Source organism: Sphingomonas sp. (assembly GCF_041661825.1).
In the GTDB taxonomy this organism is placed as follows: Bacteria; Pseudomonadota; Alphaproteobacteria; order Sphingomonadales; family Sphingomonadaceae; genus Sphingomonas.
The window spans coordinates 248,067-271,447 of the sequence record NZ_JBAZTU010000001.1; the positions used below are offsets into that span (position 1 = coordinate 248,067).

General features: G+C 65.9%; 16 protein-coding genes. 6 read left to right on the forward strand and 10 right to left on the reverse strand.

The genetic code is table 11. From position 1 onward, the window contains the following. Window positions 1–138: 138 nt before the first annotated feature. The 5 genes from WC729_RS01035 to WC729_RS01055 all read right to left on the reverse strand — a co-directional run bounded on the left by WC729_RS01035 (window position 139) and on the right by WC729_RS01055 (window position 6,672). Window positions 139–2,637 (reverse strand): DUF4132 domain-containing protein, encoded by a 2,499-nt coding sequence (locus WC729_RS01035; protein WP_372848637.1) that lies wholly within the window; start codon window positions 2,635–2,637, stop codon window positions 139–141. Next, on the reverse strand, window positions 2,634–3,071 hold the full coding sequence (locus WC729_RS01040; RefSeq protein WP_372848639.1) for a hypothetical protein: 438 nt from the start codon (window positions 3,069–3,071) through the stop codon (window positions 2,634–2,636). The genes WC729_RS01035 and WC729_RS01040 overlap by 4 nt, the downstream gene beginning before the upstream one ends. Before the next feature lie 95 nt (window positions 3,072–3,166). Continuing rightward, complete coding sequence (locus WC729_RS01045) at window positions 3,167–5,788, reverse strand: glycoside hydrolase family 3 C-terminal domain-containing protein (RefSeq protein WP_372848641.1); 2,622 nt, start codon at window positions 5,786–5,788, stop codon at window positions 3,167–3,169. Window positions 5,789–5,847: 59 nt separating this feature from the next. After that, window positions 5,848–6,162: a hypothetical protein gene (locus WC729_RS01050; protein ID WP_372848643.1), complete on the reverse strand. Its 315-nt coding sequence runs from the start codon at window positions 6,160–6,162 to the stop codon at window positions 5,848–5,850. 78 nt (window positions 6,163–6,240) lie between these two features. Beyond that, entirely contained in the window at window positions 6,241–6,672 is a 432-nt protein-coding gene (locus WC729_RS01055) for a MarR family winged helix-turn-helix transcriptional regulator (RefSeq protein WP_372848645.1), read from the reverse strand. A 76-nt stretch (window positions 6,673–6,748) separates the two neighbouring features. Between WC729_RS01055 and WC729_RS01060 the strand changes: the two genes are divergently transcribed. Beyond that, the gene (locus WC729_RS01060; RefSeq protein WP_372848647.1) at window positions 6,749–8,530 is read left to right on the forward strand and encodes a chloride channel protein; all 1,782 of its coding nucleotides are present in this window, start codon (window positions 6,749–6,751) and stop codon (window positions 8,528–8,530) included. On the opposite strand, the gene WC729_RS01065 is transcribed toward WC729_RS01060, so the two are convergent. After that, entirely contained in the window at window positions 8,527–9,720 is a 1,194-nt protein-coding gene (locus WC729_RS01065) for an MFS transporter (RefSeq protein ID WP_372848649.1), read from the reverse strand. The two genes, WC729_RS01060 and WC729_RS01065, sit on opposite strands and share 4 nt — an antisense overlap. Window positions 9,721–9,847: 127 nt before the next feature. On the opposite strand from WC729_RS01065, the gene WC729_RS01070 reads away from it, so the two are divergent. The 3 genes from WC729_RS01070 (at window position 9,848) to WC729_RS01080 (ending at window position 14,059) form a co-directional block, all read left to right on the forward strand. Beyond that, a complete protein-coding gene (locus tag WC729_RS01070; RefSeq protein WP_372848651.1) occupies window positions 9,848–10,441 on the forward strand; it encodes a TetR/AcrR family transcriptional regulator in 594 nt (197 codons plus the stop codon). Between the two features lie 152 nt (window positions 10,442–10,593). Continuing rightward, entirely contained in the window at window positions 10,594–12,348 is a 1,755-nt protein-coding gene (locus tag WC729_RS01075) for a flavin monoamine oxidase family protein (protein ID WP_372848653.1), read from the forward strand. A 1-nt stretch (window position 12,349) separates the two neighbouring features. Continuing rightward, the gene (locus WC729_RS01080; RefSeq protein WP_372848655.1) at window positions 12,350–14,059 is read left to right on the forward strand and encodes an alpha-keto acid decarboxylase family protein; all 1,710 of its coding nucleotides are present in this window, start codon (window positions 12,350–12,352) and stop codon (window positions 14,057–14,059) included. A 17-nt stretch (window positions 14,060–14,076) separates the two neighbouring features. Here WC729_RS01080 and WC729_RS01085 read toward each other — a convergent pair whose 3' ends face one another. The 4 genes from WC729_RS01085 to WC729_RS01100 all read right to left on the reverse strand — a co-directional run bounded on the left by WC729_RS01085 (window position 14,077) and on the right by WC729_RS01100 (window position 19,971). Next, complete coding sequence (locus tag WC729_RS01085; RefSeq protein WP_372848657.1) at window positions 14,077–15,681, reverse strand: hypothetical protein; 1,605 nt, start codon at window positions 15,679–15,681, stop codon at window positions 14,077–14,079. A gap of 276 nt (window positions 15,682–15,957) precedes the next feature. Continuing rightward, a complete protein-coding gene (locus WC729_RS01090) occupies window positions 15,958–17,853 on the reverse strand; it encodes an NPCBM/NEW2 domain-containing protein (protein WP_372848659.1) in 1,896 nt (631 codons plus the stop codon). Window positions 17,854–17,929: 76 nt separating this feature from the next. Next, the gene (locus tag WC729_RS01095; protein WP_372848661.1) at window positions 17,930–19,105 is read right to left on the reverse strand and encodes an alpha/beta hydrolase; all 1,176 of its coding nucleotides are present in this window, start codon (window positions 19,103–19,105) and stop codon (window positions 17,930–17,932) included. A gap of 245 nt (window positions 19,106–19,350) precedes the next feature. Further along, the gene (locus tag WC729_RS01100; protein WP_372848663.1) at window positions 19,351–19,971 is read right to left on the reverse strand and encodes an outer membrane protein; all 621 of its coding nucleotides are present in this window, start codon (window positions 19,969–19,971) and stop codon (window positions 19,351–19,353) included. A gap of 735 nt (window positions 19,972–20,706) precedes the next feature. Between WC729_RS01100 and WC729_RS01105 the strand changes: the two genes are divergently transcribed. Further along, window positions 20,707–22,728, forward strand: coding sequence for an acyltransferase family protein (locus WC729_RS01105; RefSeq protein WP_372848665.1), 2,022 nt, complete (start codon window positions 20,707–20,709; stop codon window positions 22,726–22,728). Window positions 22,729–22,841: 113 nt separating this feature from the next. After that, window positions 22,842–23,282, forward strand: a complete 441-nt coding sequence (locus WC729_RS01110) for a hypothetical protein (RefSeq protein ID WP_372848667.1) — start codon at window positions 22,842–22,844, stop codon at window positions 23,280–23,282. Window positions 23,283–23,381: the final 99 nt, after the last annotated feature.

The following is a 23,381-nucleotide window of genomic DNA, read 5'->3' on the forward strand; positions in this document are numbered from 1 at the left end:
AGGCGCTTTCATCGCATCCGTCGCATCCCGGTCGACGATCATTTCCCCGGCCCGGCGCGAGCCGGTAAATCCCATCCTGCGACAGCGGGGTTGCATGGGTTTGCCGCGGCGCATCGGCTCACGTGCCGCGGCAAACCCTTAAAGCTGCGCGATGATCGTCGGATCCTTGATCTGGGTCTCGTCCGTCAGCAGGAACGCCTTGCTTAGGATGATCGACAACAGGCTGTCGCCGGCAAAGGGCAGCTTGATCTTGTCCGCTTCCTGCGGGCTCCGCCCCGGCACGATGCACAAATAGCGGTTGCTCGGCAGGATCTGGATGTTGCTCGATCCGAAATGGATCGCATATTTCTGCTTTTTGCCCTGTACGATCAGCGACTTCTCGCTGACCTCCAGCTTGTCGGCGATCGCCAGTTTCGGCGCGATCGCCGCGATCAGCGCGCGGCGGGTCTCGGCTGACTGGCTGAGATCGCCAAAGGCCCATTCGCGCCAATACCCGCCGAACCGCCCGTCGGGTCCGCCGTCGGTCCAGCCCGGATCATTCGCGACGCTGGTGACCGCAACGAACAGGTCGACATCGCGCAGGCATTCCGAAAACAGGATCGGCTCGACTGCCTCCAGCGGCACTGGACCGCGCGCGTCGACGAACCGCACCTGGTCGGTGGCGAGATGGAGCGGCACATAGGCATCGCTCCGCGCATCATTGTCGACCGCCTCGACGCTATATTCGACGCGCAACCCGTGATGCGGCAGCGCGCGGTGCGGCACGTTCCAACTGTCCCATCCGCCCAGGAACTCGAACCGCCAGTCGCGCGCCTGGCACAAGGCCCGGAACTGGTGCTGGCGCAGGATGTGCGCCGCGAACCGGTTCGAATAGGTGCCGGTCCGCCGCTCGGCATCGGTCAGCACATAGATTTCGCGGTGCGCCTGCTTGATCGGCTGAGTCAGCTCTCGATCGACGATCTTCTGCCGCCACGCGAGCACATCGGCCGGATCGCTGTCGAGCGGATGCCACAGCCGCACCGTGCCGGTCTCGGGAATCGCCATCTCGCCCGCGAGCGTGACGAGCCTCTCGCCCAGCGGCATCGCCGTGACGGGATCGCCCGCGCCGTCGAACCGCCAGATCAGCGCCAGCGCGAGCTGCCGGCGCAGCGGATGATCGAGAAAAGTCCGCCGCCACGCCGCGACATCCCAGCGACGCTGCTCCTGCCAGGACTGCTCCAGCCGGATCGCCTGTGTGGCGCGCGCTGCTTCGACATCCTTCACTGCCTGCTTGAACGCAGCAAGCCCGGCCTTGTGGTCGCGCTGCACGGCCGCCGGCGGCGCTTTGAGCACCCGCCCATCGGCACCGCGCCATTCGACATCGACCCCGTCGGGCTGCAGCGCCAGCGTGGCGGTGACATCGCCAAACGGGAAGGTCGCGCTGCCACCGGCCGAGAGGCCGAAATCCGGCAACGAGCCGTCCTCCAGAACCGCGACGCTGCTGCCCATCTTGTCCGCCAGATCGGCCAGCCGCGCATCGAGCAGTTTCTGCACCGACGGCAGCTTCAGCTTCGCGCGGAGCCGGAACAGTTCGGCGGCGGCGCCCTCCCCGTCCACCGTCTCGGACAAGGTCCACAGTGCCGCATTGCCGAGCTTGACCGATCGTGCCCCGATCCCCGGCACCTTGCGGAAGCATTTCTCGGCAAAGCGACCGATCGGCCCTGCCAGCCGCGCCTCGTCGAACGCCGCCGACAGCCAGATCAGGCCCTTCAGTATGTCGAGGCTGGCATCGGGCCGGGCAGGATCGGGCGTGGTCGCCTCCATCCACGCGACCAGCCTGGCCGCCACCGCGTCGGTGCCGATCACGGCGACCAGCGCCTTGCCGTCGGCCAGCCATTTCGCCGCTGGCTTGGCCTTTTCGCCTGCGCCCGCGGCGTGCAGCAGGAGCGCCCGCCACGCATCACCGTGTTTCCCGTCCTCCAGCACCGGGGCGACCGTCGCGGAAAAGGCACCCATCGGCAGCGCCCGTCTGTCTGTGCCGCCGCCTTCCAGCAAGGCGGCAACCCGCGCCAGGATGGTCGCATCGAACTTGGTCTGCTGAGCTCGCGCGCCATCCCGCACCAGGCGGCGCTGCAGCGTCTCGATTGCCTTGCGCAGTACCCCGTCCGGCGACCGTCCCTCCAGGACCCGCTCTGCCGCACCGAGGATCGACGGTGCCGGCATGCCATATTGCAGCGAATAGGGATATGCCGTGCACTGCTCGATCAGCCCGGCCAGTTGCGCTGACGTAAAGGGTAGTTTCTTGCGCATGAGCTGCGACGCGATGGTCTTGCGCGTTTCGTTCACCGTCCACGATTTGGGCGTATGAGCATAGCTATCGTGCGGGCGCGGAACGATCGACGCCAGCGCGACCTCGAGCAGCAAATCGTCGGGACCCGTCTTCACCGCCTCCCAGGACGCAAGGTCCGAAAGTTTGACCGCGCCATAATTGCCCGCCCGGACGGCGACCGCCTCTTCGCACAACCGCGCAACGATCCGCTCCGCTTCGGTCGACACGGGCAACCCGTCCAGCCGCCGCGTTTCGCTCGCATTACGCGGTTCGTGCCCGTCCCGCCCGCCGCCCAGCAAGCCGACGATCCGCCCGATGATCCCTGTCATCCGCCGATCAGCGGCGTCAGATAGAGGAACACCGCTTCGCTATCGCCGGTCAGCGCGATGTCGTCGTCGAGCCGCTCTACCTGGCGCTCGTCGAACAGCAGAATGAACTGGTTCTTCTCGAACGCCTCGATGGCGCGGTCATATTCCGCCGGTTCGTCGAACAGCTTCGGCCGTGATCGTCGCACGATTCCGCCATTGAGCCGTGCCTCGGGTGCGTCCTCGTCGAACTGGATCAGGAAGGATCGGGTACGGGCATGGCCGGCGGCGTGCTCGATATTGCGCTGGTTGGCCGTCTGCACTTCGTCCGCGATGCGGCGGCGGATCAACTCCCGCGCCGTGATCCGCTCCGAAACCAGTTTCAGCTCCAGTGCGGGCCGTCGGTCACCCGCCCCCGTTCCGAAAACCTCGTCGACGATCTTGAGCACGGCCGCCATGTCGATCCCCTCGTGTCGAGGCGAGTTTAGAGAAGCCCTGTTTCATCCGTCCAGCGGGAATTGCCGTGGCGGATCGTGCCCGCCACGGCATCCCGTTATTTCGGCAGCACCGCCGACTTCGTCACCTTGATGCTGGTCTTCACGCCGGCCGCCTGCGCCATGCCCGACCGCGACACCGGCTGACCGCCGCCGACCCACACATCCACAATGCCCGGCACGACCTTGCGTGCGCCCTTGTCGTCGACAACGCTCAGCGCCCGGTCATCGAGCGTGAAGGTCACGGTGCGTTTCTCGCCCTTGGCCAGATGGATGCGCTGGAAGCCCTCGAGCGCCCGCACCGGCGCCCCGGCAACGCCCGGATGCGACAGGTACAGCTGCACCACCTCGTCGCCGTCGCGTGCGCCGCTGTTGGTCACATCGACCGACACGGAAACCGCACCCTTCGTCTCGACCCGCGGGTTGGCGTAACCGAAGCTGGTATAGCTCAGCCCATGGCCGAACGGGTACAGCACCTCGCCCTTGAAGTAGCGATAGGTCCGCCCCGCCATCGCATAATCCTCGAACGGCGGCAGCTGCTCGGCGCTCTTGTAGAAAGTGACGGGAAGCCGCCCGGCCGGGCTGAAATCGCCCGCCAGCAGCCCGGCCACGGCCGCGCCGCCTTCCTCGCCCGGATACCAGGCCTCGACGATCGCCGGTACATTCGCATCGGCCCAGTTGGTGCTGAGCGCGCTGCCGTTCATCAGCACCAACACGGTCGGCTTGCCGACTGCCTGCACGCGCTTGAGCAATGCTTCCTGCGGTGCCGGCAGGTCGAGGCTGGTGCGATCGCCCCCGGCAAAGCCCGGCGCCTTGATCTTCATCTCCTCGCCCTCGATCCGCGCCGAGAGGCCCCCGACGAACACCACCAGATCGGCCGACTTCGCCGCGGCGACCGCGTCGTCGCCATTCTGGCTCGGCGGGCTCCACACCAGATGCTGCTCGCCCCGCGCGCCGCGCTGGAAACCCTCCACGCGGATCGGGTATTTCTTCCCCTTCTCCAGCGAAACCGCGCCCGACAGGATCGAGGGCGCATCGCCCACGCCCCATTCGTCCACGACGATCTTGTCGTCGACATAGACGCGGTAGCCATTCTCGCTCGCGAAGCGGAAACGATATTCGCCGCTTTCCGGCGCGACGAGCGTGCCGGTCCAGCGCGTCGACGCTGCCTTGTCGCCATTCCATTCGATCGTGGCATTGGGCTGAGTCTTCGTCTCGACCGGCGCGCCCTCAAGGTTGGTCCCGGCAAAATACTCCACCTTCAGCCCCGGCGTCTTGCACTCGGCATCGACGCAGAACGCGCTGTCCGGCACTGCCGGCTCGGCGGGGCCGACCAGCCCGGTTCCTTCCGCGAACACGATTGTCGATTGCGGGAAGCGCGCCCGAATGCCGTCGAGCACCGTCACCGGCCGCGACGGCGTGCCGTAATAATTGCCGACCAGCGTATCGATCGAATCCGCATTCGGCCCGATCACCGCGATGGTCTTCGGCGCGCCCGTCAACGGCAGCAGATCGCCCTGGTTCTTGAGCAGCACCATCGACGCCTCGGCCATCTTGCGCGAGAGCGCGCGGTGCGCCTCGGTGTCGTTGTCCGCCGCCGTGATATTGGCGAAGGGCCGCACCGGCGTATCGACCAGCCCCAGCCGGATGCGCGCCGAGAACAGCCGCACCAGCGAGCGGTCGACCGTCGCGATCGGCAGCAGCCCCTTGTTCACGGCCTCGACGATCGAATCCGCATCCGTCGTCATATGGTTGCGGTAATCGCCGCAGATCACGTCCATGCCCGCCTGGAAACCGACCGCAACGCCCTCGGCCGGCGTCTTGCGGTAATGCAGGCTGTCCGGCCGATAGATGTTCGCCGCCGCGCCGCAATCCGACACGACATAGCCGTTGAAGCCCCAGTCCTTGCGCAGCCGCTGGTTCATCAGGAAATCGTTGGCGCAGCCCGGCACGCCGTCGATCGCATTGTACACGCACATGATCGACTGGACCTTGCCCTCGGTCACCGTCGCGCGGAACGCGGGGAGATAGGTGTCCTCCAGGTCATGCGCGCTCGGATGCACATCCTCTCGGTGCCGGTTCGATTCCGGCCCGCTATGCACCGCGAAATGCTTCGAAGTGGCGATCGTCTTGTAATAATCGGGGTCGGTGCCTTGCAGGCCCTTGATGAAGGCAATGCCGATCCGCCCGGTCAGGAACGGATCCTCGCCATAGGTCTCCTGCCCCCGGCCCCAGCGCGGATCGCGGAAGATGTTGATGTTGGGCGACCATACGGTCAGCCCGCGATAGAAATCGGTGCCGCCGTCGGGATGCACCCGCTCGACATATTTGGCGCGGAACTCGGTGCCGATCGTGTCGGCCACCGTTCCCATGAGGTTGGTGTCCCAGGTCGCCGCCATACCGATCGCCTGCGGGAACACGGTGGCAATGCCGGCGCGCGCGACGCCGTGCAGCCCCTCGTTCCACCAATTGTAGCGCGGCACGCCGAGCCGTGGAATGGCGGGCGCGGTATGGCCCAGCTGCGCCGCCTTCTCCTCCAGGGTCATCTTCGCGACCAGGGCCGCCGCGCGCTGCTCGACATTGCCGCCAGCTGTGCGAGTCGCCGGCACGTCCTGCGCGAAGGCAGCCCCGGTGACGAGGAACGAAACCGACGCGGCTGCCGCCAAAAGCTTGAACTTCATGAGAACCCTCTCCCGCATTTTTTGAGGGGTCTAACCAAAAAATGGTAGCGGTACCAGCCTCAAGCGGAAGGTTTCGATCGGATCGGCGCCGGTAAAGGATGATCGAGCCGCCAGCGCGAGCGCCACGCCCGTCCTTCCATCCAGAAGGGCAATGCCAGCATCGCGGCAAAGGCAAGGGCGAGCCGCAGAAAGGCGCTACGCGGCGGAGCACCCGCAAGAACCGCCACTACCGGCACCGCAATGACGGTCCAGGCCCAGTCCGGATGACGTAACCAGCGAAAGGCGGACCACAGCACCCCGTTGAGCAGCCCGGCCAGCGCCAGGCTGCCGAGCACCAGGCCGATCGATTCGAGCGCCACGAGGATGATGTGCATCGACCTCTCCCGACGCCGCCATGCGACGGTCGCCAAGCGTTATATATCGCATTACGATATATATTTCAAGATCGCGACTCAGCCTTCCCCGTCGACCCGATCGAGCACGGCGGTCAGCATCGGGCGCAGGCGGATGATCTCCTCGCGGTGCGTGGCGGACAGCTTCTCGAGCAGCGCCAGCGCCTTGGAGGTGAGCACGATCAGCGCCCGCCGCTTGTCGTCCGGTGCCGGGCGCCGCTCGACCAGCTCGAGCGCCTCGAGCCGGTCGACCAGCCCGGTCGCGCTGTGCGGCTTCAGGATCAGCCGCTCGGCGATGAACCCCACCGTGACCGCCTGCCCCGCCGCGCCGCGGATCGCGAGCAGCGCCTGGTGCTGCTGCGGCGTCAGCCCGCACTCCGCCGCGCGACCTTCGCTGAACGCGAGGAACTGCCGCAAGGCATGGCGGAAATCGGCGAGCGCCGCATAGTCCGTCTCGGTCAGCCTGTGCCCTTTCGCCTTCTGCCCAGCCATGACATTCGCTTCCTCACATTGAATTATATCGTAATACGATATAGTCGCGCCGGCATTCCCGATCCGGAAGGCCCTCATGCCCATCTCTGCACCGCCCCCCTCTACACCCTCTGTCTCGCCACTCCGCAAGCTCGCCGATCACAGCGCGGACCGGCGCATGCTGATCCTCGCCGCCGCGGCTCTGGTCATCGGCACTGGCGGGGCGTTTGGCGCCTGGCTGTTGCTCAAGCTGATCGCGCTCGCCACCAATGTTTTCTGGTTCGGCCGCCTCTCGGTCCAGCCGGTCGAGATCGTCGACAGCAAGGTCGGATTCGCCGTGCTGGTCATCCCCGTCATCGGCAGCCTGATCATCGGCCTGATGGCGCGTTTCGGCTCGGAGAAGATCAAGGGCCATGGCATCCCCGAAGCGATCGAGGCGATTCTTTATGGCGAGAGCCGCCTGTCGCCCAAGGTCGCACTGCTCAAGCCCCTGTCCTCGGCCGTCTCGATCGGCAGCGGCGGTCCGTTCGGCGCGGAGGGGCCGATCATCATGACCGGCGGCGCGATCGGCTCGCTCTTCGCCCAATGCTTCAGGCTGAGCGCGGCCGAGCGCAAGACGCTGCTCGTCGCGGGCGCGGCGGCCGGCATGACCGGCATCTTCGGTACCCCGCTCGCCGCGATCCTGCTCGCGATCGAAGTGCTGCTGTTCGAATGGAAGCCGCGCAGCTTCGTGCCGGTGGTGATCGCCGCGCTGGTGTCGCTCGCCTGGCGTCCGCTGCTGCTCGGCGCCGGACCGCTCTTTCCCTTCACCGGCGCCGCGCTGGACCATTGGGCCGCCGCGCCCGCCATCGCCCTGCCGCTCGGCGTGGTGGTCGGGCTGGAAGCCGCCCTGCTCTCCCAGGCGCTCTACCGCATCGAGGATCTGTTCCACCGCCTGCCCATCCACTGGATGTGGTGGCCCGCGATCGGCGGCGTAGTGGTCGGTCTCGGCGGGCTGGTCGACGCGCATGTGCTCGGCGCCGGCTATGGCAATATCCAGGCACTGCTCGACGGATCGCTCGCCGTGCGCGTCGTGCTCGCGCTCGCCCTGGTCAAGGCGGTGGTCTGGCTCGTCGCGCTCGGTTCGGGCACCTCGGGCGGCGTGCTCGCGCCCCTGCTCATCCTCGGCGGCGCGCTCGGCTTCCTGATCGGCCAGGCGCTGCCCGGCCCCGCCGGCTTCTGGGCGCTGGCCGGCATGGCGGCGATCCTCAGCGGGGCGATGCGCGCGCCGCTCACCGGCGCGCTGTTCGCCTGCGAACTCACCGGCGATTTCGCCGCGCTTCCGGCGATGATGGCCGCCTCTGCGGGTGCCTATGCGATCAGCGTGCTGATCATGCGCCGCTCGATCCTGACCGAGAAGATCGCTCGCCGCGGCCGGCACATTCTGCAGGAATATACCGTCGACCCGCTCGAATTCCTTCAGGCCGGCCAGATCATGACGCCCGATCCCGCCACGCTCCCCGGGGCCATGACCGTGCCCGACGCCGCCCGCTTCTTCGCTGACCAGGCGACGCATCGCAGCTATCCGGTGGTGGATGAGGATGGTCGCCTGCTCGGCCTGGCGTCGCGCTCGGACGCGTTGCGCTGGCATGTCGAGGGCGGCCCGATCGACGCCACGCTGGGCGGCGCGCTGTCCGATGCGTCGCAGCCGGTGGCCTGGCCCGACAGCCCGATCGGCGACGTGGCCGACCTGATGGTCGATACCGGCGTGGGCCGCATCCCGATCGTCGACCAGACGAGCGGCCGGGTCGTCGGCATCCTGTCGCGCCACGATCTGCTCAAGGCCCGCAGCGTCCGCCGCGAGGCCGAGCTCGACCGGAGCAATAGGCGCCGCGGCTAGGCCTGGTCCCGCCGCGCCCCGCCGAGCACCCGCTGCCCCAGCAGCACCGTCGACAGCGCGATCGTGCCGGCCGCCACCGATACCCAGAAACCGTTTCGTGCGCCGAACGCGTCGATCGTCAGGCCCGCCGCGAACGACCCCAACGCCATGCCGATACCGATCCCGGTCGTCACCCAGGTGACGCCTTCAGTCAGCTTGGCTTCGGGCACATGCCGCTCGACGAGGCCGAACGCGGTGATGAAGGTCGGCGATATCGCAATCCCGCTCAGGAACACCGCCAACGCCAGCCACAGCACGCTGTCGGCGAGCAGCAGCGGGAGGGTCGTCAGCGCGGTGATGCCGACCGCGATGGCAAGCTGGCGCTGCAATGCCAGCGTCAGCCTCAGCCCGCCGATCACGATCCCGACCGCAAACGACCCCACGGCATAGACGCCGATGACGAGGCTCGCGGCGCCGGGCTGGCCCAGTTCCTTGGTGATCGCGACCGCGCTCACTTCGGCCGTGGCGAAGATCGCCCCGATGAAGACCAGCGCGACGGTGACGATCTGTACCGGCCGCAGCATGATCGCCGAGCCGCGATGCTCGCGCGAGACCGGTCGCGCCTTCGGTTCGGTCGAGCGCTGCAGGATCAGTGCCGTCGATCCGAAAGCGAGGAACAACGTGCTCGCGACCATGCCCGCCTCGGGAAACAGCGCAACGCTCAGCCCGACCGACAGCGACGCGCCGGCGATATAGACGAGCTCATCGGCCGCGGATTCGAACGCGAACGCCGTGGTGAGTTCCGGCGTATCGCGGAAAATCTCGGTCCAGCGCGCCCGCACCATCGCCGGGATGCTCGGCATCGCCGCGGCCGCCAGTGCCGAGGCGAACAGAGTCCAGACCGGCCAGTCGCGATGCGCCGCCATGATCAGCACGGCAAAGGCCAGCACGGAGACGATCGTCGCCGGAACGAGTACCCGCGTCTGCCCCAGCCGGTCGACCAGCCGCGAGACCTGCGGCGCGAGCAGGGCGTTGGTCAGCGCAAAGGTCGCCGAGACCGCGCCCGCCAGCCAATATTCGCCATGAGTCTGGGAGAGCATGGCGACCAGCCCGATCGACGCCATCGCGATCGGCAGCCGCGCGACGAAGCCGGCCGCGGCGAAACCCTTGGCCCCGCGCGCCTGGAAGATCGTGGCATAGGGATTGGTCATGGCCGTCTCCTTTACAGCTCCGCCATGCCCCTTATATAAATGACATACATGGCGTATGAACGTTGAAGTAATCACATACACACCGTATGTCAATTGGCATACGCGCCGTATGTTTATGGAGCAGAGCATGGCCCATCGTCCGCGCAAGGAGATGATCGCGGAAACCCGCGCCAAGCTGATCGCCGCCGGCCGCGAGGCGTTCGGCACGATCGGCTACAATGATGCATCGATGGATGATTTCACCGCCGCCGCCGGGTTGACGCGTGGCGCGCTCTATCATCATTTCGGCGACAAGAAGGGCCTGATGGCGGCCGTGGTCGCACAGATCGACGCGGAGATGTCCGATCGGCTCAACCAGCTCTCGGCGCAGGCGCCGACGCGCTGGCAGGCCCTGATCGACGACAATGTCGGCTATCTGAAGATGGCGATCGAGCCCGAGATCCAGCGCATCGTGCTGCGTGACGGGCCTGCGGTGCTCGGCGATCCGTCGACCTGGCCGAGCGCCCAGGGCTGCGTCGCCTCGATCACCGCCAGCATCCAGGCGCTCCAGGAAGAAGGCACGATCGCCGCCGATCTGGACGGCGAGGCCATCGCCCGGCTGATCACCGGCGGCACCACCTATGCAGCGCAATGGATCGCCAATGCGGACGATCCCGAGGCCGCGCTGGAAAAATCGGTGGCCGCGCTCGAGGCGATGCTCGAGGGCCTGCTCGCCAACTAGCCTCAGTTTGGTTTCGTCTCCCGCCGCCGCCAGATTTACACCCCAATGTCCGAGCGCTAGCCTTTCCCTTCGTTCGGCACAGGAAAGATTGCAGCGGCTCGACATCCGTCGATGGCGCGTGCCGTGCCGTGTCTGGATTGGGGGAGGGTCACATGGATCTCGACGTAGCGATTGTCGGCGGCGGCGTGTCGGGCGCGTACAGCGCATGGCGGCTTCAGCAGGACCGCGGCGACAAGGAAGCGATCGGCCTGTTCGAATATTCGGATCGCATCGGTGGCCGGCTCTACACCACCACCCTGCCCGGCCTGCCCAATGTGAAGGCCGAGCTTGGCGGCATGCGCTACATCCCGACCCAGCACATCATGGTCGCCGATCTGGTCAAGCACCTCAACCTGCAGACCAAGGACTTCCCGATGGGCGCGCCCGCGCCCGTGGGCTCCAACTGCAACCTCTTCTATCTGCGCGGCAAGCATCTGCGGCTGCACGAGCTCGATGATCCGGAAAAGGTCCCCTACAACCTCGCCTGGTCCGAACGCGGCCTCGGCCCGACGAACCTGCAGGTGCAGGTGATGAACAACCTCTATCCCGGCTTCGCCAATCTCAACCTGTGCCAGCAGATGCAGGTCAAGGTGTTCGGCAAGCCGATGTGGAAATACGGCTTCTGGGACCTGATGTTCCGCGTGCTCTCCAACGAGGGCTATCAGTTCATGCGCGACGCCGGCGGATACGAGGCGAACGTCGCCAATGCCTGCGCGGTGACTCAGCTTCCCGCCACCGAATATAGCGACGAGACTCAGTTCCTCACGCTGGCCGAAGGCTATGACCAGCTCCCGATCACCCTCGCCCGGGACTTCAACGACAAATTCCCCGGCAAGACGCCCAAGGGCAAGCGCGTCTTCATGAACCACCGGCTGGAGGAGATCATCCTCGGCACCGGCGACTGGCCCTACACCCTCATCTTCCGCCAGACCCATACCGACGACGAGAAACAGACCCGCGACCGTGACGACGACAAGGTCGTGAAGGTCCGCTGCAAGAAGCTGATCCTCGCCATGCCGCGCCGCAGCCTGGAGCTGATCAAGAGCGATTTCTTCGACGATCCCTGGCTGAAGAAGAACATCCCTTCCGTCCTCATCCAGAGCGCGTTCAAGCTGCTGCTCGCCTACGAGACCCCCTGGTGGCGCTCGCAAGGCCTGGTCGCCGGCCGTTCGGTCACGGACCTCCCCGTCCGCCAGGTCTATTATTTCGGCACCGAAGGCGAGCAGGAGTCGGGCGAGCCCTTCCTCAACTCACTGCTCATGGCCAGCTACAATGATCTCGGCACGGTGCCCTTCTGGAAGGGCCTCGAACGCGGCAAGGCCTATGAAGGCTATCGCCCCGCCTGCCTCGAAGGCGGGGTCGAGAACGTCCTCCCGATTGCCCCCAAGACGGGTTTCCGCGCCACCGCGGAAATGGTCGACGTCGCCAATCGCCAGGTCGCGCAGGTCCATGCCCTGCCGCAGATCCCCGATCCCTATGCCGCAGTCTATCACACCTGGAACGAGGATCCGTATGGCGGCGGCTGGCACGAATGGAAGGCCAATTTCCGGCTCGACCAGATCATGTGCCAGATGCGCAAGCCGGTCGCCAAATACGACATCCATATCGTCGGCGAGGCCTATTCGCTCGGCCAGGGCTGGGTCGAAGGGGCGCTCGACATCGCTGAATCCACCCTGCAGGATTTCTTCGGCATGAAGCCGCCGACCTGGCTCGACCCGAGCTATGCGCTGATGCCCAATCCCTGCCCGCCCGGCGACCCCTGCACCGGCTGCGGCACCGATCTGGACGCCTGCCTGCCCTGCTTCGATTGCGGGACGATGCTCTCGTCGATCACCCCCAATTGCCTCTGCGCCGTCGAGGAGGGCTGAAATGAACGTCGCCGACTATATCCTCGCCCGCCTCAAACAGGCCGGCCTTGGCCATGTCTTCGCCGTCCCCGGCGACTATGCCTCGCCCTTCCTCGACGCGCTCGACGACGATCCCGCGATCGAGCGCGTGCCCAACATCAACGAGCTCGGCTCGGGTTACGCGGCGGACGGCTATGCCCGCTTCAAGGGCATCGGTGCGGCCTGCGTGCAATACGGTGTCGGCACGATGAGCGCGCTCAACTGCGCCGCCGGCTCCTGGGTGGAACGCGTGCCGGTCGCGATCATCTCCGCCAGCCCATCCACCAACAACCGCCTGCTCGAACGTCAGCAGCAGATCCTGTTCCATCATTCGACCGGCGATGTGGAGGTCAACGCAAAGCTCTTCGCCCATGTCACCGTCGCGTCGGAGATCGTCTCCGACCCGGATTTCGCCCCCGCCCAGATCGACCGTGCGATCACCGCGATGCTCACCTTCCGCCGCCCGATCTATCTCGAGGTGCTGCAGAATGTCTGGACTCAGGCCTGCGCCGATCCGATCGGCTCACTCTGCCCGGTGCCGCAGACCAGCAACGCGACCTATCTGGCGAAGGCGATCGCCGCCACCTGGGGCCGCATCCTCAGCGCCGAGCAGCCGGTTTTGTGGTTCGGGGTCGAGATCCAGCGCTTCGGCCTGCAGGATCTGGCGCAGAAGCTGGTCGATGTCAGCGGCCTGCCCTTCACCACCACCAGCCTGGGCAAGACCGTGCTCGACGAGGCGCAGCCGCAATTCATCGGCACCTATGCCGGCCCCGCCTCGCCCGCGCTGACCCGCACGATCATGGGCGCCTGCGATTGCCCGGTCGCGCTGGGCGCGATCATCACGGACGATTATCTCGACATCATGGCCGCGCGCTATGCCGACATGGTCTCGTGCAACGACGAGGATACCCGCGTCGGCATCGACTATTTCGCGCAGATCACCCTGGCCGATTTCCTCGCAGCGCTGGTCGCCCGTTTCGAGGAAGACGACGCCTTCCCGCGCAGCTTCGAGGCGCCCGATGTTCCCGAAGACACCGACGAGACCACGGAGAAAGGCACGGGCCATAGCCTCACCTACAATGTCTTCTACCGCCAATTCTCCCGCTGGCTGAAACACGAGAAGCTGATCGACGAGAGCGTGCTCATCCTCGGCGAGAGCACGTCACTGTATGTCTGGGGCAATCTCATGGGCCTGCCGCGCGACAGCTTCGTCGCGCAGGCCGCCTGGGGCTCGCTCGGCCACGAAACCGGCTGCGCATTGGGCGTGGCGCTGGCTTCGGGCAAGCGCCCCTGGGTGATCGCCGGCGACGGCGGCTTCATGATGATCTGCCAGGAACTATCGAGCCTCGCCCGGGCGAAACTGCCCGCGGTGGTGTTCGTGATGAGCAACCAGGGCTATGCGATCGAGCAGGCGTTCGTCGACATCAAGGCCTTCACGCCCGAGGGTGCATTCGCCCCGTTCGATATACTGCCCGACTGGGATTACCTCGCTTTGGCCAAGGCGTTCGGCGCCAAGGGCTACCGCGTGAAGACCACCGACCAGCTCGCCACCGCGCTGGGCGAGATCGCGGGACTGACGGATGTGCCGGCACTGGTCGAACTGGTCATCCCACCCAAGGACCTCGCGCCGCAACTCGCCCGGCTGGCCGCGCCGCCGCCGGTGCTGCGGAAATATCATGGGCTGGAGGAGTGAAAGGACTCCGCTAGGCGCTACCGGACGCCCTGACCGGGAAATAACTCGGCCTTGATCAGCGAGGGCGGCAGGATACCCGAGCTCATGATGCGCGCCCAGCTATCCTTGAGCACGAATGGCCGGCCAGCCTGATCTGCCTCATGGGCCGCCAGCGCGAGCAATTCATCCAGCTGCAGTTTCCCCAATATGTAGCTCGGGCCATAACCGGGCTGGCGCAGATAGAGCAGTTGCTCGAAGCCGACGAGCGGGCTGTTCGCGTCCGACCAGTGGCGCGGCGTCCATTGGGCGTGAAAGCGCCCAGCCTGCTCCAGCGTCATTTCATTGGCCTGCACGTGAAGCGACGCAAGCCCCCGCGCCGCGCGGTTCGCGAGCATGATCCACACGATCTCGCGCGAGCGCGGCCCGGCGTCGTACAGGCCCGTTTGCATCACGATTTCCTCGAACGCGGTGGCAAAACCCTCCGAGCGATCCGCGAAAATATTGTACAGCGGCGCAGCGCGGCGAATTGGGTCGGGATGCGGCTCATATTTGATCCGCGCAAGCTCGATCCAGTGGCTGGAATGCGAGAGCAGAGGCAGCGGATCGAGCGCAGTGCCGTGATCGAAAAAGGCTCGCTCGGCTGCTGGCGTGTAGTTGCTGGTCTGCGCTTCCATTGCCGCGCGGAAATAGGGCTTGTCCGGCATCAGGCCGGTCGCGATCAGCAGCGCGTTGAACCTGGCCGTCCTGGCCAGCGCCATCGCGCGATAGGCCGTGGGATCGCTGATCTCGGCAATCGGCGGCAAGGCGCGATTACGGGTCTCTTCAAGGGCCAATGACGCGAGCGCCCGGTCCAGTTCGCGCTGCAGCAGCATGGCCTGCGCGTCCCAATCATAAGGATTGAGCGCGACATGCTTTTCGTACCAATTGTAATTTTCCTTGCCGACGCCGGACGGCCCGGTCTTTTTCGGCGCTTCGGCGGCGACCCACCGGGCAAAATCGTCGGTCGCCGTCTTCGCAGCGCCGATCGCCTTGCGGAGCGCGGGGCTCGCGCCGGTCATAAGGGCCGCCTTCTTGCCGCCGAGCGTGCGCATCGTCAGCGTGCCCTTGCCCAGCGCATCGAGCACCGCGCTCTGGTCCTTGAAGGCGCGGTCGCCATAAGCGAACAGATCGTGCGCATTGCCGTCTGCGAGATTGCTCTTCGCCTGCGTCAGCAGCTTGGGTACCGCACCGAGCAGCAGCGTGAGTTTTTTGTCGTCCGCCCGCGACAGCGGCCAGTCGAACCCGAACAGATCGATATTGGGCTGCGCCGATGGCCCTTCATGCGCCGGCACATCGCTCTCTTCCCCGAAGATTGTGGCATAAAAGCTCGGGTCGCGTGCCCAGGGCATCAGCACGCGCAGGTGGAAATCGAGCCCGTTCATCTCAGCCTCGATCAGGCGGTAGTCGCTGATGGCGCCCGCGCTCCAGCCGGTGCGATCGATCGCCGCGAGACGCGCCTTGAACCCAGGCAGCGCCGCTGCCTTGCGCCCCATCGCACCTTTCCCATAATCGGGCAGCCCATCGACGATTTCCGGCGCGGCAAAAGCGCGCCAGGCCTCATACAAGGCGACCAGTTCCGGATTGATCGCTGGCGCGGGTGACATCGCCGAAGCCTCTTGCGCCTGCGCGGCTTCGGTCAGCGAAGCAAGCGCAAGGCATGACGCGAGAGCGAGCATTGAAATGCAACGATTCATGATGTCCCCAGCGTCAGTCGATGCCCAGTCTCGACAGGCTAGCCCAAGGCAGGGGGAACGCAAGCAAACGACGTCTCCACCGGCCTCCCGGCTATTCGGCCGTAGGCAATGGGTGGTTCGATCGGACCTGTGGCGCGTTCAAGGCGTCAAAACCCGAGCCTAAAAAGCGTCAACGCGCCGGCCGCGTCACTCCATCAACGCTGCGTCGCCCCAGGTGACGGGGAGAGTCGCGGTGTCGGCATGGGCGCTGCGCGCAACCAGTTCGATCAGCTTGATCCCGGCAACCGGAACCGAGAGCTGCCGCGCCGCCATGCCCCATTTCAGCGGCTGACTGGTCGCGAGCAGCTTACCGTCGCCATAGACGGCGAAGGTCACGCTGTGCGTCTTGTCCGTCGCGCTATCGTCCACCCCGACCATGGTGGTGAAGCGTCGCGCGCGGCTGTTCCGTACCTCCAGCCGGGAGTTCGCGAGGATACCAATGCCCGCCGCGAACGGTTTGCCCGCGACATGAAGCACCTGCCCATAGGGCGCGCTGTCGGCCCGAGCGCCGCCCCAGCCGGCATAGGTCGGCCGATCGCCAGCACCGTTGGTGCCGGCCCAGCCAGCCGCGGTGCGAAAGATGGTGGGATCGACCGTCGGGCGGACGACGCCATCGACGGCCGGGTTCACACTGCCCGGCTGCTCCGACAGATAATAGCCGCCCTGCAGCGTGCGCGTGCCCTTCACGCGGAAGATCAGTGTCTCGCGCGGTTTGATGTGCAACTTCGTCTTGCCGGTGAAACTGGTGCGCCGCTTGCTCCACAAATCGGTCAGCTCGACCGGCGAGGCGTCGCTGAACTTGAGATGCGCCGCACTCAGATCGACATCATAGTCGCCCGAGCTGCGGTTGAAGATCGCCAGCGCCTTATCGCCCGACGCCAGCGTCTTCACCAGGATCTGCAGATCGCTGGAATCATAAGCCAGAGTCGCCTGGTTGCCGGCGGGGTCCTGGTCGAGCGCAATGATGTCGGCATTGCCGAAGACGTCGAGCAGGGCCTTGGGTGTCTTGCGCAGATCGGTCCCGATCATCAGCGGCGCGTTGAGCATCGCCCAGAGCGCGAAATGCGATCGCGCCTCGGTCAAATGATCCGCGTCGAAATCGCCCGCGCCGATATGCAGCATATCGGGATCGTTCCACGAGCCGGGATGCGCATAGAGCGAGCGCGTTACCGTCGTGTCGTAATTGACCAGCAGCCTGCCCCAGGCCGGCGAGATGTCGTCGCTGGTGCGCGAAATGCTGCCATAATCCTTGCCCCATGCGCGGACGTTGGCAGCGCCCCAGACACAGAGCGACAGCAGATAGTCACCGTCCGGGTTCTCGCGCGTCAGGGCGGTATTGATCTGGCGGAACAGCGCCTGCACCGCCGGAATGTCGGTTCGCGTCACCGCTCCGGAATCAAGAAGCGGCCCGAGCGCGCGGAACTTGCCCGAGCGAACCCGTTCGCTGTCCGGCCCGTAATCGCGCAGCCCGCAACCATCGACCTTGATGAAGTCGAAGCCCCAATCGGCGAAGTAGAGCTTGATGTCCTGATCGACGCGCCCGTACAGCCCGACCTCGCGCTCCAGGACGCTGCCCCGGGGCAGGTCGGTGTCGGTCGGCGACCAGGCTTCGGAACAGGTGTTCCGGCCCAGGTCCGAATAGATGCCCGCCTTCAATCCCATCGCATGGAGCCGGTCGGTGAACGGCTTGAAGCTCGGGGTCTCGCCGCCCGCTCGCGCCGATGGAAACTTGTCGGTGCGAATGATCATGCGCCCGTCGGGCATCCGGCGCTTCAATGCCCAGCCATCGTCGATATTGATATACCGATAGCCCTTGGCCGCCAGCCCGCTATCGACGATCTGCTGCGCCGAACCGATGATCTTGTCTTCGTCGATGTCGGTGGCGAAGGCGTTCCAGGTGCTCCATCCCATCGGCGGCGTGGCGGCACGCCCGGCGGTATAGGCCGACCAGCGCCCGGTCGGCGCCAGCGGATCGGGTGGAGCAGCGGAAAGGGACGATCCGGAGAGCGCGGCAATCAGCCCCGCGGTCAGCAGTTTCTTCATCGCTCTCTCCATCACAGCACGCCCGGCCGGGCCGCGTCACGCGCCTCGCCTACCGGCCCATGGCAGGCCCGCTATCTCAGTTCCGGAACAGCAGCGGCGCCATTTCGTGCAGGCTGCGCCGCCAGGACAGGAATTCATGTCCAGTATTGGGCGACACGTAGAAGACGCTGTTGATCCCGGCCGCCTTCAGCGCTGCGGCGGTCGCCCGCGGGTCGGCGCGGGGCGCACCCGGAGGCCCGCCCATGCCCCGGCCTTCGAGCTCGCGGCTGCCGAAGCTGACGAACGTCAGCTTGACCTTTTCCTTGTAACCCGGCGTGCCGTTGACGTCGTCGACCGAGACGGTCCCGCCGCTCAGCAGGCCGATATAAGCGAATTTGTCGAGGTTCTTCGGCGCGATCAGCTTGGTTTCGAAACCGCCCATCGACAGGCCCGCCATGGCGCGGTGGCCTTGATCGGCCTTCGTGCGGAAGTGAGTGTCGACATAGGGGATCAACTCGTTGACCAGGACCGTCTGGAACGGCTTGATGTCGAAACTGGCGAGGCCGCCGGGGCTGCCCGGCCGCACGTCGTTGGTCATGCCATAGGTCATCACGATGATGAACGGCGTCGCCTTGCCCGCCGCGATCAGATTATCCATGATCAGGTTGGCATGGCCCTGGTTCGACCAGGCGGTCTCGTCCTCGCCCCAGCCATGCTGCAGGTACAGCACCGGATAGCGCGCACGCTGGGCCTGGTCATATCCCGGGGGCGTGTAAACAAAGGCGCGGCGTTGCGTGCCGGTGCTCGCGGACGGAAACAGCACCTGCTCCACCCGGCCATGCGGCACGTCCTTCAGCGCATAGAAATCCGCGTCGTGCGCGGGAACCTCGATGCCGCTCTCCCAGCGCGTCGAGCCATAGAAGTTCAGCGTTCCCGGGTCGTTGAACGTGCCGCCGTCGACGGTCAGATGATAATAATGGAAACCCTCGTCGAGCGGCCCCTCCGTGGTGCCGGTCCATGTGCCGTCGGCGGCCCTGGTCAGCACCGTGCCGCCGCGCCCACCCAGCCCCAGGCTCACCTTGACGGCCTGAGCATCCGGCGCGGTGACGCGAAAGCGGACATAGCCCTGCGAATTGACCTGCGGATATGGTTGACCCGGCTGGTTCACCGACGAGGGCTTGAAATCTTCGACGATCACCGGCGCGGCGGTTTGGGCGGAGGCCGATCCGATGGCGGCCATCGCGGCGAACAGGACGGCAGCAGCTCTTTTCATCGCATCCTCCCAGCTGAATCCGCGCGCTCGAGGCCGCGTTGATTTCTATTACTCCTACTTATTACAAGACATCGGCGACGCCGCAAGGGAGCGCGTAGCCGAACGAAGCATTTCAACGGCGCTCCGAACGCCAAACTTGTCGGACTTATGGGCCGATCCCTGATCGCCCGCACCACTCGCGCCCCAAACAAAAAGGGGCGGCATCGCTGCCGCCCCTTCCCGTGTCCGTCGGACCGATCCGAAGATCAGAAGCGGAAACCGAAACCCACCAGGCCCTGGTGACGCTGAAGGTCGGCGTCGATGCCGAAATCATCGTCGTTGGTGCTGTAGTTGGTGAAGACATATTCGATCTTGGCATAGGTGTTCGCCGAGATCGGCAGCTCATAGCCGGCGCCGACATGCCAGCCGTCCAGATTGCCGCTCTCGGAGAAATTGTTCACCGGCGCGACATTGTCGCGGTACGAGATGGTCGCACGGCCGTTCGAATAGCCGCCCTTCACGTACAGCAGGCCGCTGCGCACGACGCCGCCGGCGCGCACGCCCGCGGTGATGTTGCGGCCGGCCTTCAGGCAGGCCTCGTCGTTGCCGAACACCTCGGTGCAATCCTTGGTGGTCGAGCCGTCGATGCCGGCATAGGCGCCGATGACGAAGCCCGAGTTGGTGACATAGTCGTAACCGACTTCGCCGCCATAGCTGAGCCCGACCTTCGAGCCGCTCTCGCCCTCGACCTTGAGCACGACGTCATCGACGCCGATGCGTGCCTCGACGCGCGCGCCGCCCTTGAATTCGGGAGCCTCGTCCTGCGCCATCGCCGGGGTGGCGATCACGAGCGCTGCGACGGATGCGAACAGAAACTTGGTATTCATGGGAATGTCCCCTTGTGCGGTTGTCCGCTCTCCGGCGGTGGCGCGGACGTAATGATTCCGCACTGCAGCACAACATAGGAAACGCTCCGAAATGACGGAATTGTTATGTTTTTCCATGTGTGTTGCCCTACTGTCACACTAAAGTCGGACAACTTGATTGACTGAGGTTAGCCCCACGCCTCGATGCGCTGAAAGGCGGGCGCTTGCCCTGGTCCGACTGCGTGGAATGGTCGGCTCGTCCGTTGCCTTCCATTGTCAAAGGCCGCCGCCGACACCGTTCCGGGACACCTGTCGCGAACGGAACCGCGATAGACCTGTTCCCGATCTCCAGCCGGGGCTCCGCGTTCGCCGCATTCGCGATCTCACCGTCGATCTCTCGCTGGCGGCCAAAGCGCGATAGGCGGCAGTGCCGAAACTGGCTATGGCGCCGGCCTGATGTGGGCGCCCTTTTCACGGATCCAGCTTCGCGGATCGATCGATCGCGCCCAGAGCGCGCCATCGTCGCGGCGGCTGAAGATGTCGCTGGACGTTCGGAACCTGCTCAGAGGCTATCGCCACATCGCCCGCCCCGACGGAAGCGAACCGCCAGGATATTCACGCGACGAAGGGGATCCGCTCGGGCGCACCGTGCGGCTTACGCTGAGAAAGCAGTTCTAGACTTCCTCTCCCGACCAACGCCACGTGGTCGAGGCGACATAAAACACCCCCGTCAATTTCCATACGGCGTCCCCGACAATGAACGACACCATCACAAACGGACACAAGTCCGGATCGAGCTATATTGCGGCGATCGACGGGCTACGAGCACTCGCCGTCTCGGCTGTGGTCCTGTTTCATCTGTGGCCGGCGGCGATGCCCGGCGGATTCATCGGCGTCGATATCTTCTTCGTCATCTCCGGCTTCGTCGTCACCGGGTCGCTGACCGGGCGGCGCTTCGCCAGCCTGGGCGAGCTGAGCACTCATTTTTACGCACGCCGGCTGGTCCGCATCATGCCGGCGCTGATCCTGATGCTGCTCGTGACCATCGTCGTGCAGATGCTCTTCGTGCCGCGAAGCTGGCTCAGCGACAGCATTCCGCAGGTCGCCCGGTTCGCGTTTTTCGGGCTCAGCAACATCGTGCTCGCCACCGACACCGACAGTTATTTCGGGCCGCAGGCGGGCTTCAATCCCTTCACGCACACATGGTCCCTGGGGGTGGAGGAGCAATTCTACCTCGTCTTCCCGTTCCTGCTCTTCTGGCACCAGCGGCTCGAGGGCGCGCGCATGCCGACGCGGCGCGTCGTCCGCCTGATCGCGCTGCTCTCCGCCGCATCGCTGGCGATCCACATGATCCTGACCGTGCTCGCGCCCAAATTCGGCTTCTACCTGATCGTCAGCCGTTTCTGGGAACTTGGCGCCGGCATGCTCCTGTGTCTCACGCTTGATCGCTGGCAAGGTGCGCCCGGCGTTCGGCATGCTGCCATGGGCGGGATCGGGCTGGCCCTGATCGCGGCGGGGTTGCTGTTGCCCTTCGATATCGGGCTCGCGCGCAACCTGCTCGGCGTGGCTGGCGCCGCGGCGCTCATCGGCCATGTCGTCGCCCGGCGCGACGCGCCCATTGCGGGGCTGTTCGCCAGCCGCATCCTGGTTGCAATGGGCAGGCGCTCCTACGCGCTCTATTTGTGGCATTGGCCGGTCTTCGTGCTGTTCCGTTGGACCACCGGGCTGAACACCCTGCCCCTTGCGCTGGCAGCACTCGCCATCAGCCTGGCACTGGCCGCCATCTCCTATGCGCTCGTCGAGGATCCGATCCGCCGCAGCGCGCGGATCGCCGCATTGCCGAGGGGACGGGTTGTGCTGGGGGCGGCCGTGGCGACGCTGCTCGCGTTCGGCGCGGCGCAAGCGATCTTCGCGGGCCACGACCGGCTGACGCTGAGCCGAACCGGCAATGCGCAGGATTGGTATGCGGACGATCGTCACAAGCTCGATCCGGCGCGCAGCAGATGCAGCGTGGTCGAGACCGATCGCAAGGCCGGCGGCGCGGTGGTAAAGGTCTGGAGCGCGGCAGGCTGTGCCGGCACCGGCCGCACGATCCGCGTGCTCGGGGATTCGCACGCGACGGTCTATACCCCCGCGTTGCGGCAATTGGTCGCCGATACGGGCGTGACGGTGCAGCTCTGGGTTCGCGCTGGGTGCCCGGTCCTGCGCCTGATCGATCCGCTGCCGCAGACGGCGACCTGCAAGCGCTTCTATGACGCGATCTTCGATGAAGTGGCGCACAACGCAAAGCCCGGTGAGATCGTATTTCTGCCCGGACTGCGCATCGACCGCTTCGCGAACCAGTTCGACAATGATCGTGACATCAGGCTCGACGACCGTCAGGCCTCACCGCTCGGCGTCGAGCAGGCACGCGAATTCCTGACGCGACTGGCGCAAAGCGGCGTGCGCTTGAAGATGGAGGCGCCCAAGCCGATCTTCCCCAGCCCGCCCTTCCGTTGCGTGGACTGGTTCGATCGGGGCAATCCCAGCTGTGCCGGCGGGATCAGCATCGCGCGATCGCGCGTCGAGCAACGCCGCGCCCCGATCGTCGCGGCGATGCATCGGCTGCAGACGGCAGTGCCGCAACTCGAGCTTTGGGATCCGATGCCTCTGCTTTGCCCTGGCGCGACCTGCGAGGCGCTGGTCGGCGGGCGCCCGCTGTTCTTCGATGGCGATCATCTGAGCGGGCACGGCAACGATGTGCTCTATCCAGCGCTCAAGCGCGCGCTGCTCGACTGAGGGAAGGCCGGTTGTCCTTGCGCGGTGATGGCCCCACGCTCGGATGCTCGAATGGGTCGCTCGCCTCGCACTGGTTGCCTGCCCGCCCGTTCTGCCCCTAACCTGCCTGCGCCATGCTCAAATCGATCGACGCCACGCAACGCACGCTGTTCGTCTGGATCGCCCTGGCAACCCTGCTGATCTGGGCCATCGTGATCGCCGATCTGGCGCGCGGCGGCCGGCCCGATCCACCGCCGCTGCGCGCTGCGGCGACGTTGCTCGACGGCCCCTGGCGATTCCACACCGGCGACGATCCGCGCTGGGCAGACCTGGATGGCGCACGGACATCCCGGCTACACCGGCTATGCCTGGTACAGGCGCGTGGTGACCGTGCCGGCCGGGCGCGCATCATGGGACGTGCTCGGGCCGACACTCGTCAAGGACGGATACGAGCTCTATTGGAACGGCCAGTTGCTGGGCGGCTCGGGCAGGCTCGGTCCGCATCCGCGTGTCGTCGGCGAGACGGGGCGAGACGAGTTCGCGTCGCCCATGAACAGCGCCGAACGGCGGTGTAGGAGGCTCCCTTGGTTGCCGAGAAGACGTAGGCAGCTTGAAGATCCTGACACCGCAGTATCCGGGGCTGGAGCAGTAGATCGGCCGGCGACGCCAACGCT

Bases quoted from the DNA above. Each gene is read 5' to 3' on its own strand.
- WC729_RS01035 (WP_372848637.1), bottom strand. From the start codon at position 2,637: ATGACAGGGATCATCGGGCGGATCGTCGGCTTGCTGGGCGGCGGGCGG.
- WC729_RS01040 (WP_372848639.1), bottom strand. From the start codon at position 3,071: ATGGCGGCCGTGCTCAAGATCGTCGACGAGGTTTTCGGAACGGGGGCG.
- WC729_RS01045 (WP_372848641.1), bottom strand. From the start codon at position 5,788: ATGAAGTTCAAGCTTTTGGCGGCAGCCGCGTCGGTTTCGTTCCTCGTC.
- WC729_RS01050 (WP_372848643.1), bottom strand. From the start codon at position 6,162: ATGCACATCATCCTCGTGGCGCTCGAATCGATCGGCCTGGTGCTCGGC.
- WC729_RS01055 (WP_372848645.1), bottom strand. From the start codon at position 6,672: ATGGCTGGGCAGAAGGCGAAAGGGCACAGGCTGACCGAGACGGACTAT.
- WC729_RS01060 (WP_372848647.1), top strand. From the start codon at position 6,749: ATGCCCATCTCTGCACCGCCCCCCTCTACACCCTCTGTCTCGCCACTC.
- WC729_RS01065 (WP_372848649.1), bottom strand. From the start codon at position 9,720: ATGACCAATCCCTATGCCACGATCTTCCAGGCGCGCGGGGCCAAGGGT.
- WC729_RS01070 (WP_372848651.1), top strand. From the start codon at position 9,848: ATGGCCCATCGTCCGCGCAAGGAGATGATCGCGGAAACCCGCGCCAAG.
- WC729_RS01075 (WP_372848653.1), top strand. From the start codon at position 10,594: ATGGATCTCGACGTAGCGATTGTCGGCGGCGGCGTGTCGGGCGCGTAC.
- WC729_RS01080 (WP_372848655.1), top strand. From the start codon at position 12,350: ATGAACGTCGCCGACTATATCCTCGCCCGCCTCAAACAGGCCGGCCTT.
- WC729_RS01085 (WP_372848657.1), bottom strand. From the start codon at position 15,681: ATGTCACCCGCGCCAGCGATCAATCCGGAACTGGTCGCCTTGTATGAG.
- WC729_RS01090 (WP_372848659.1), bottom strand. From the start codon at position 17,853: ATGAAGAAACTGCTGACCGCGGGGCTGATTGCCGCGCTCTCCGGATCG.
- WC729_RS01095 (WP_372848661.1), bottom strand. From the start codon at position 19,105: ATGAAAAGAGCTGCTGCCGTCCTGTTCGCCGCGATGGCCGCCATCGGA.
- WC729_RS01100 (WP_372848663.1), bottom strand. From the start codon at position 19,971: ATGAATACCAAGTTTCTGTTCGCATCCGTCGCAGCGCTCGTGATCGCC.
- WC729_RS01105 (WP_372848665.1), top strand. From the start codon at position 20,707: ATGAACGACACCATCACAAACGGACACAAGTCCGGATCGAGCTATATT.
- WC729_RS01110 (WP_372848667.1), top strand. From the start codon at position 22,842: ATGCTCAAATCGATCGACGCCACGCAACGCACGCTGTTCGTCTGGATC.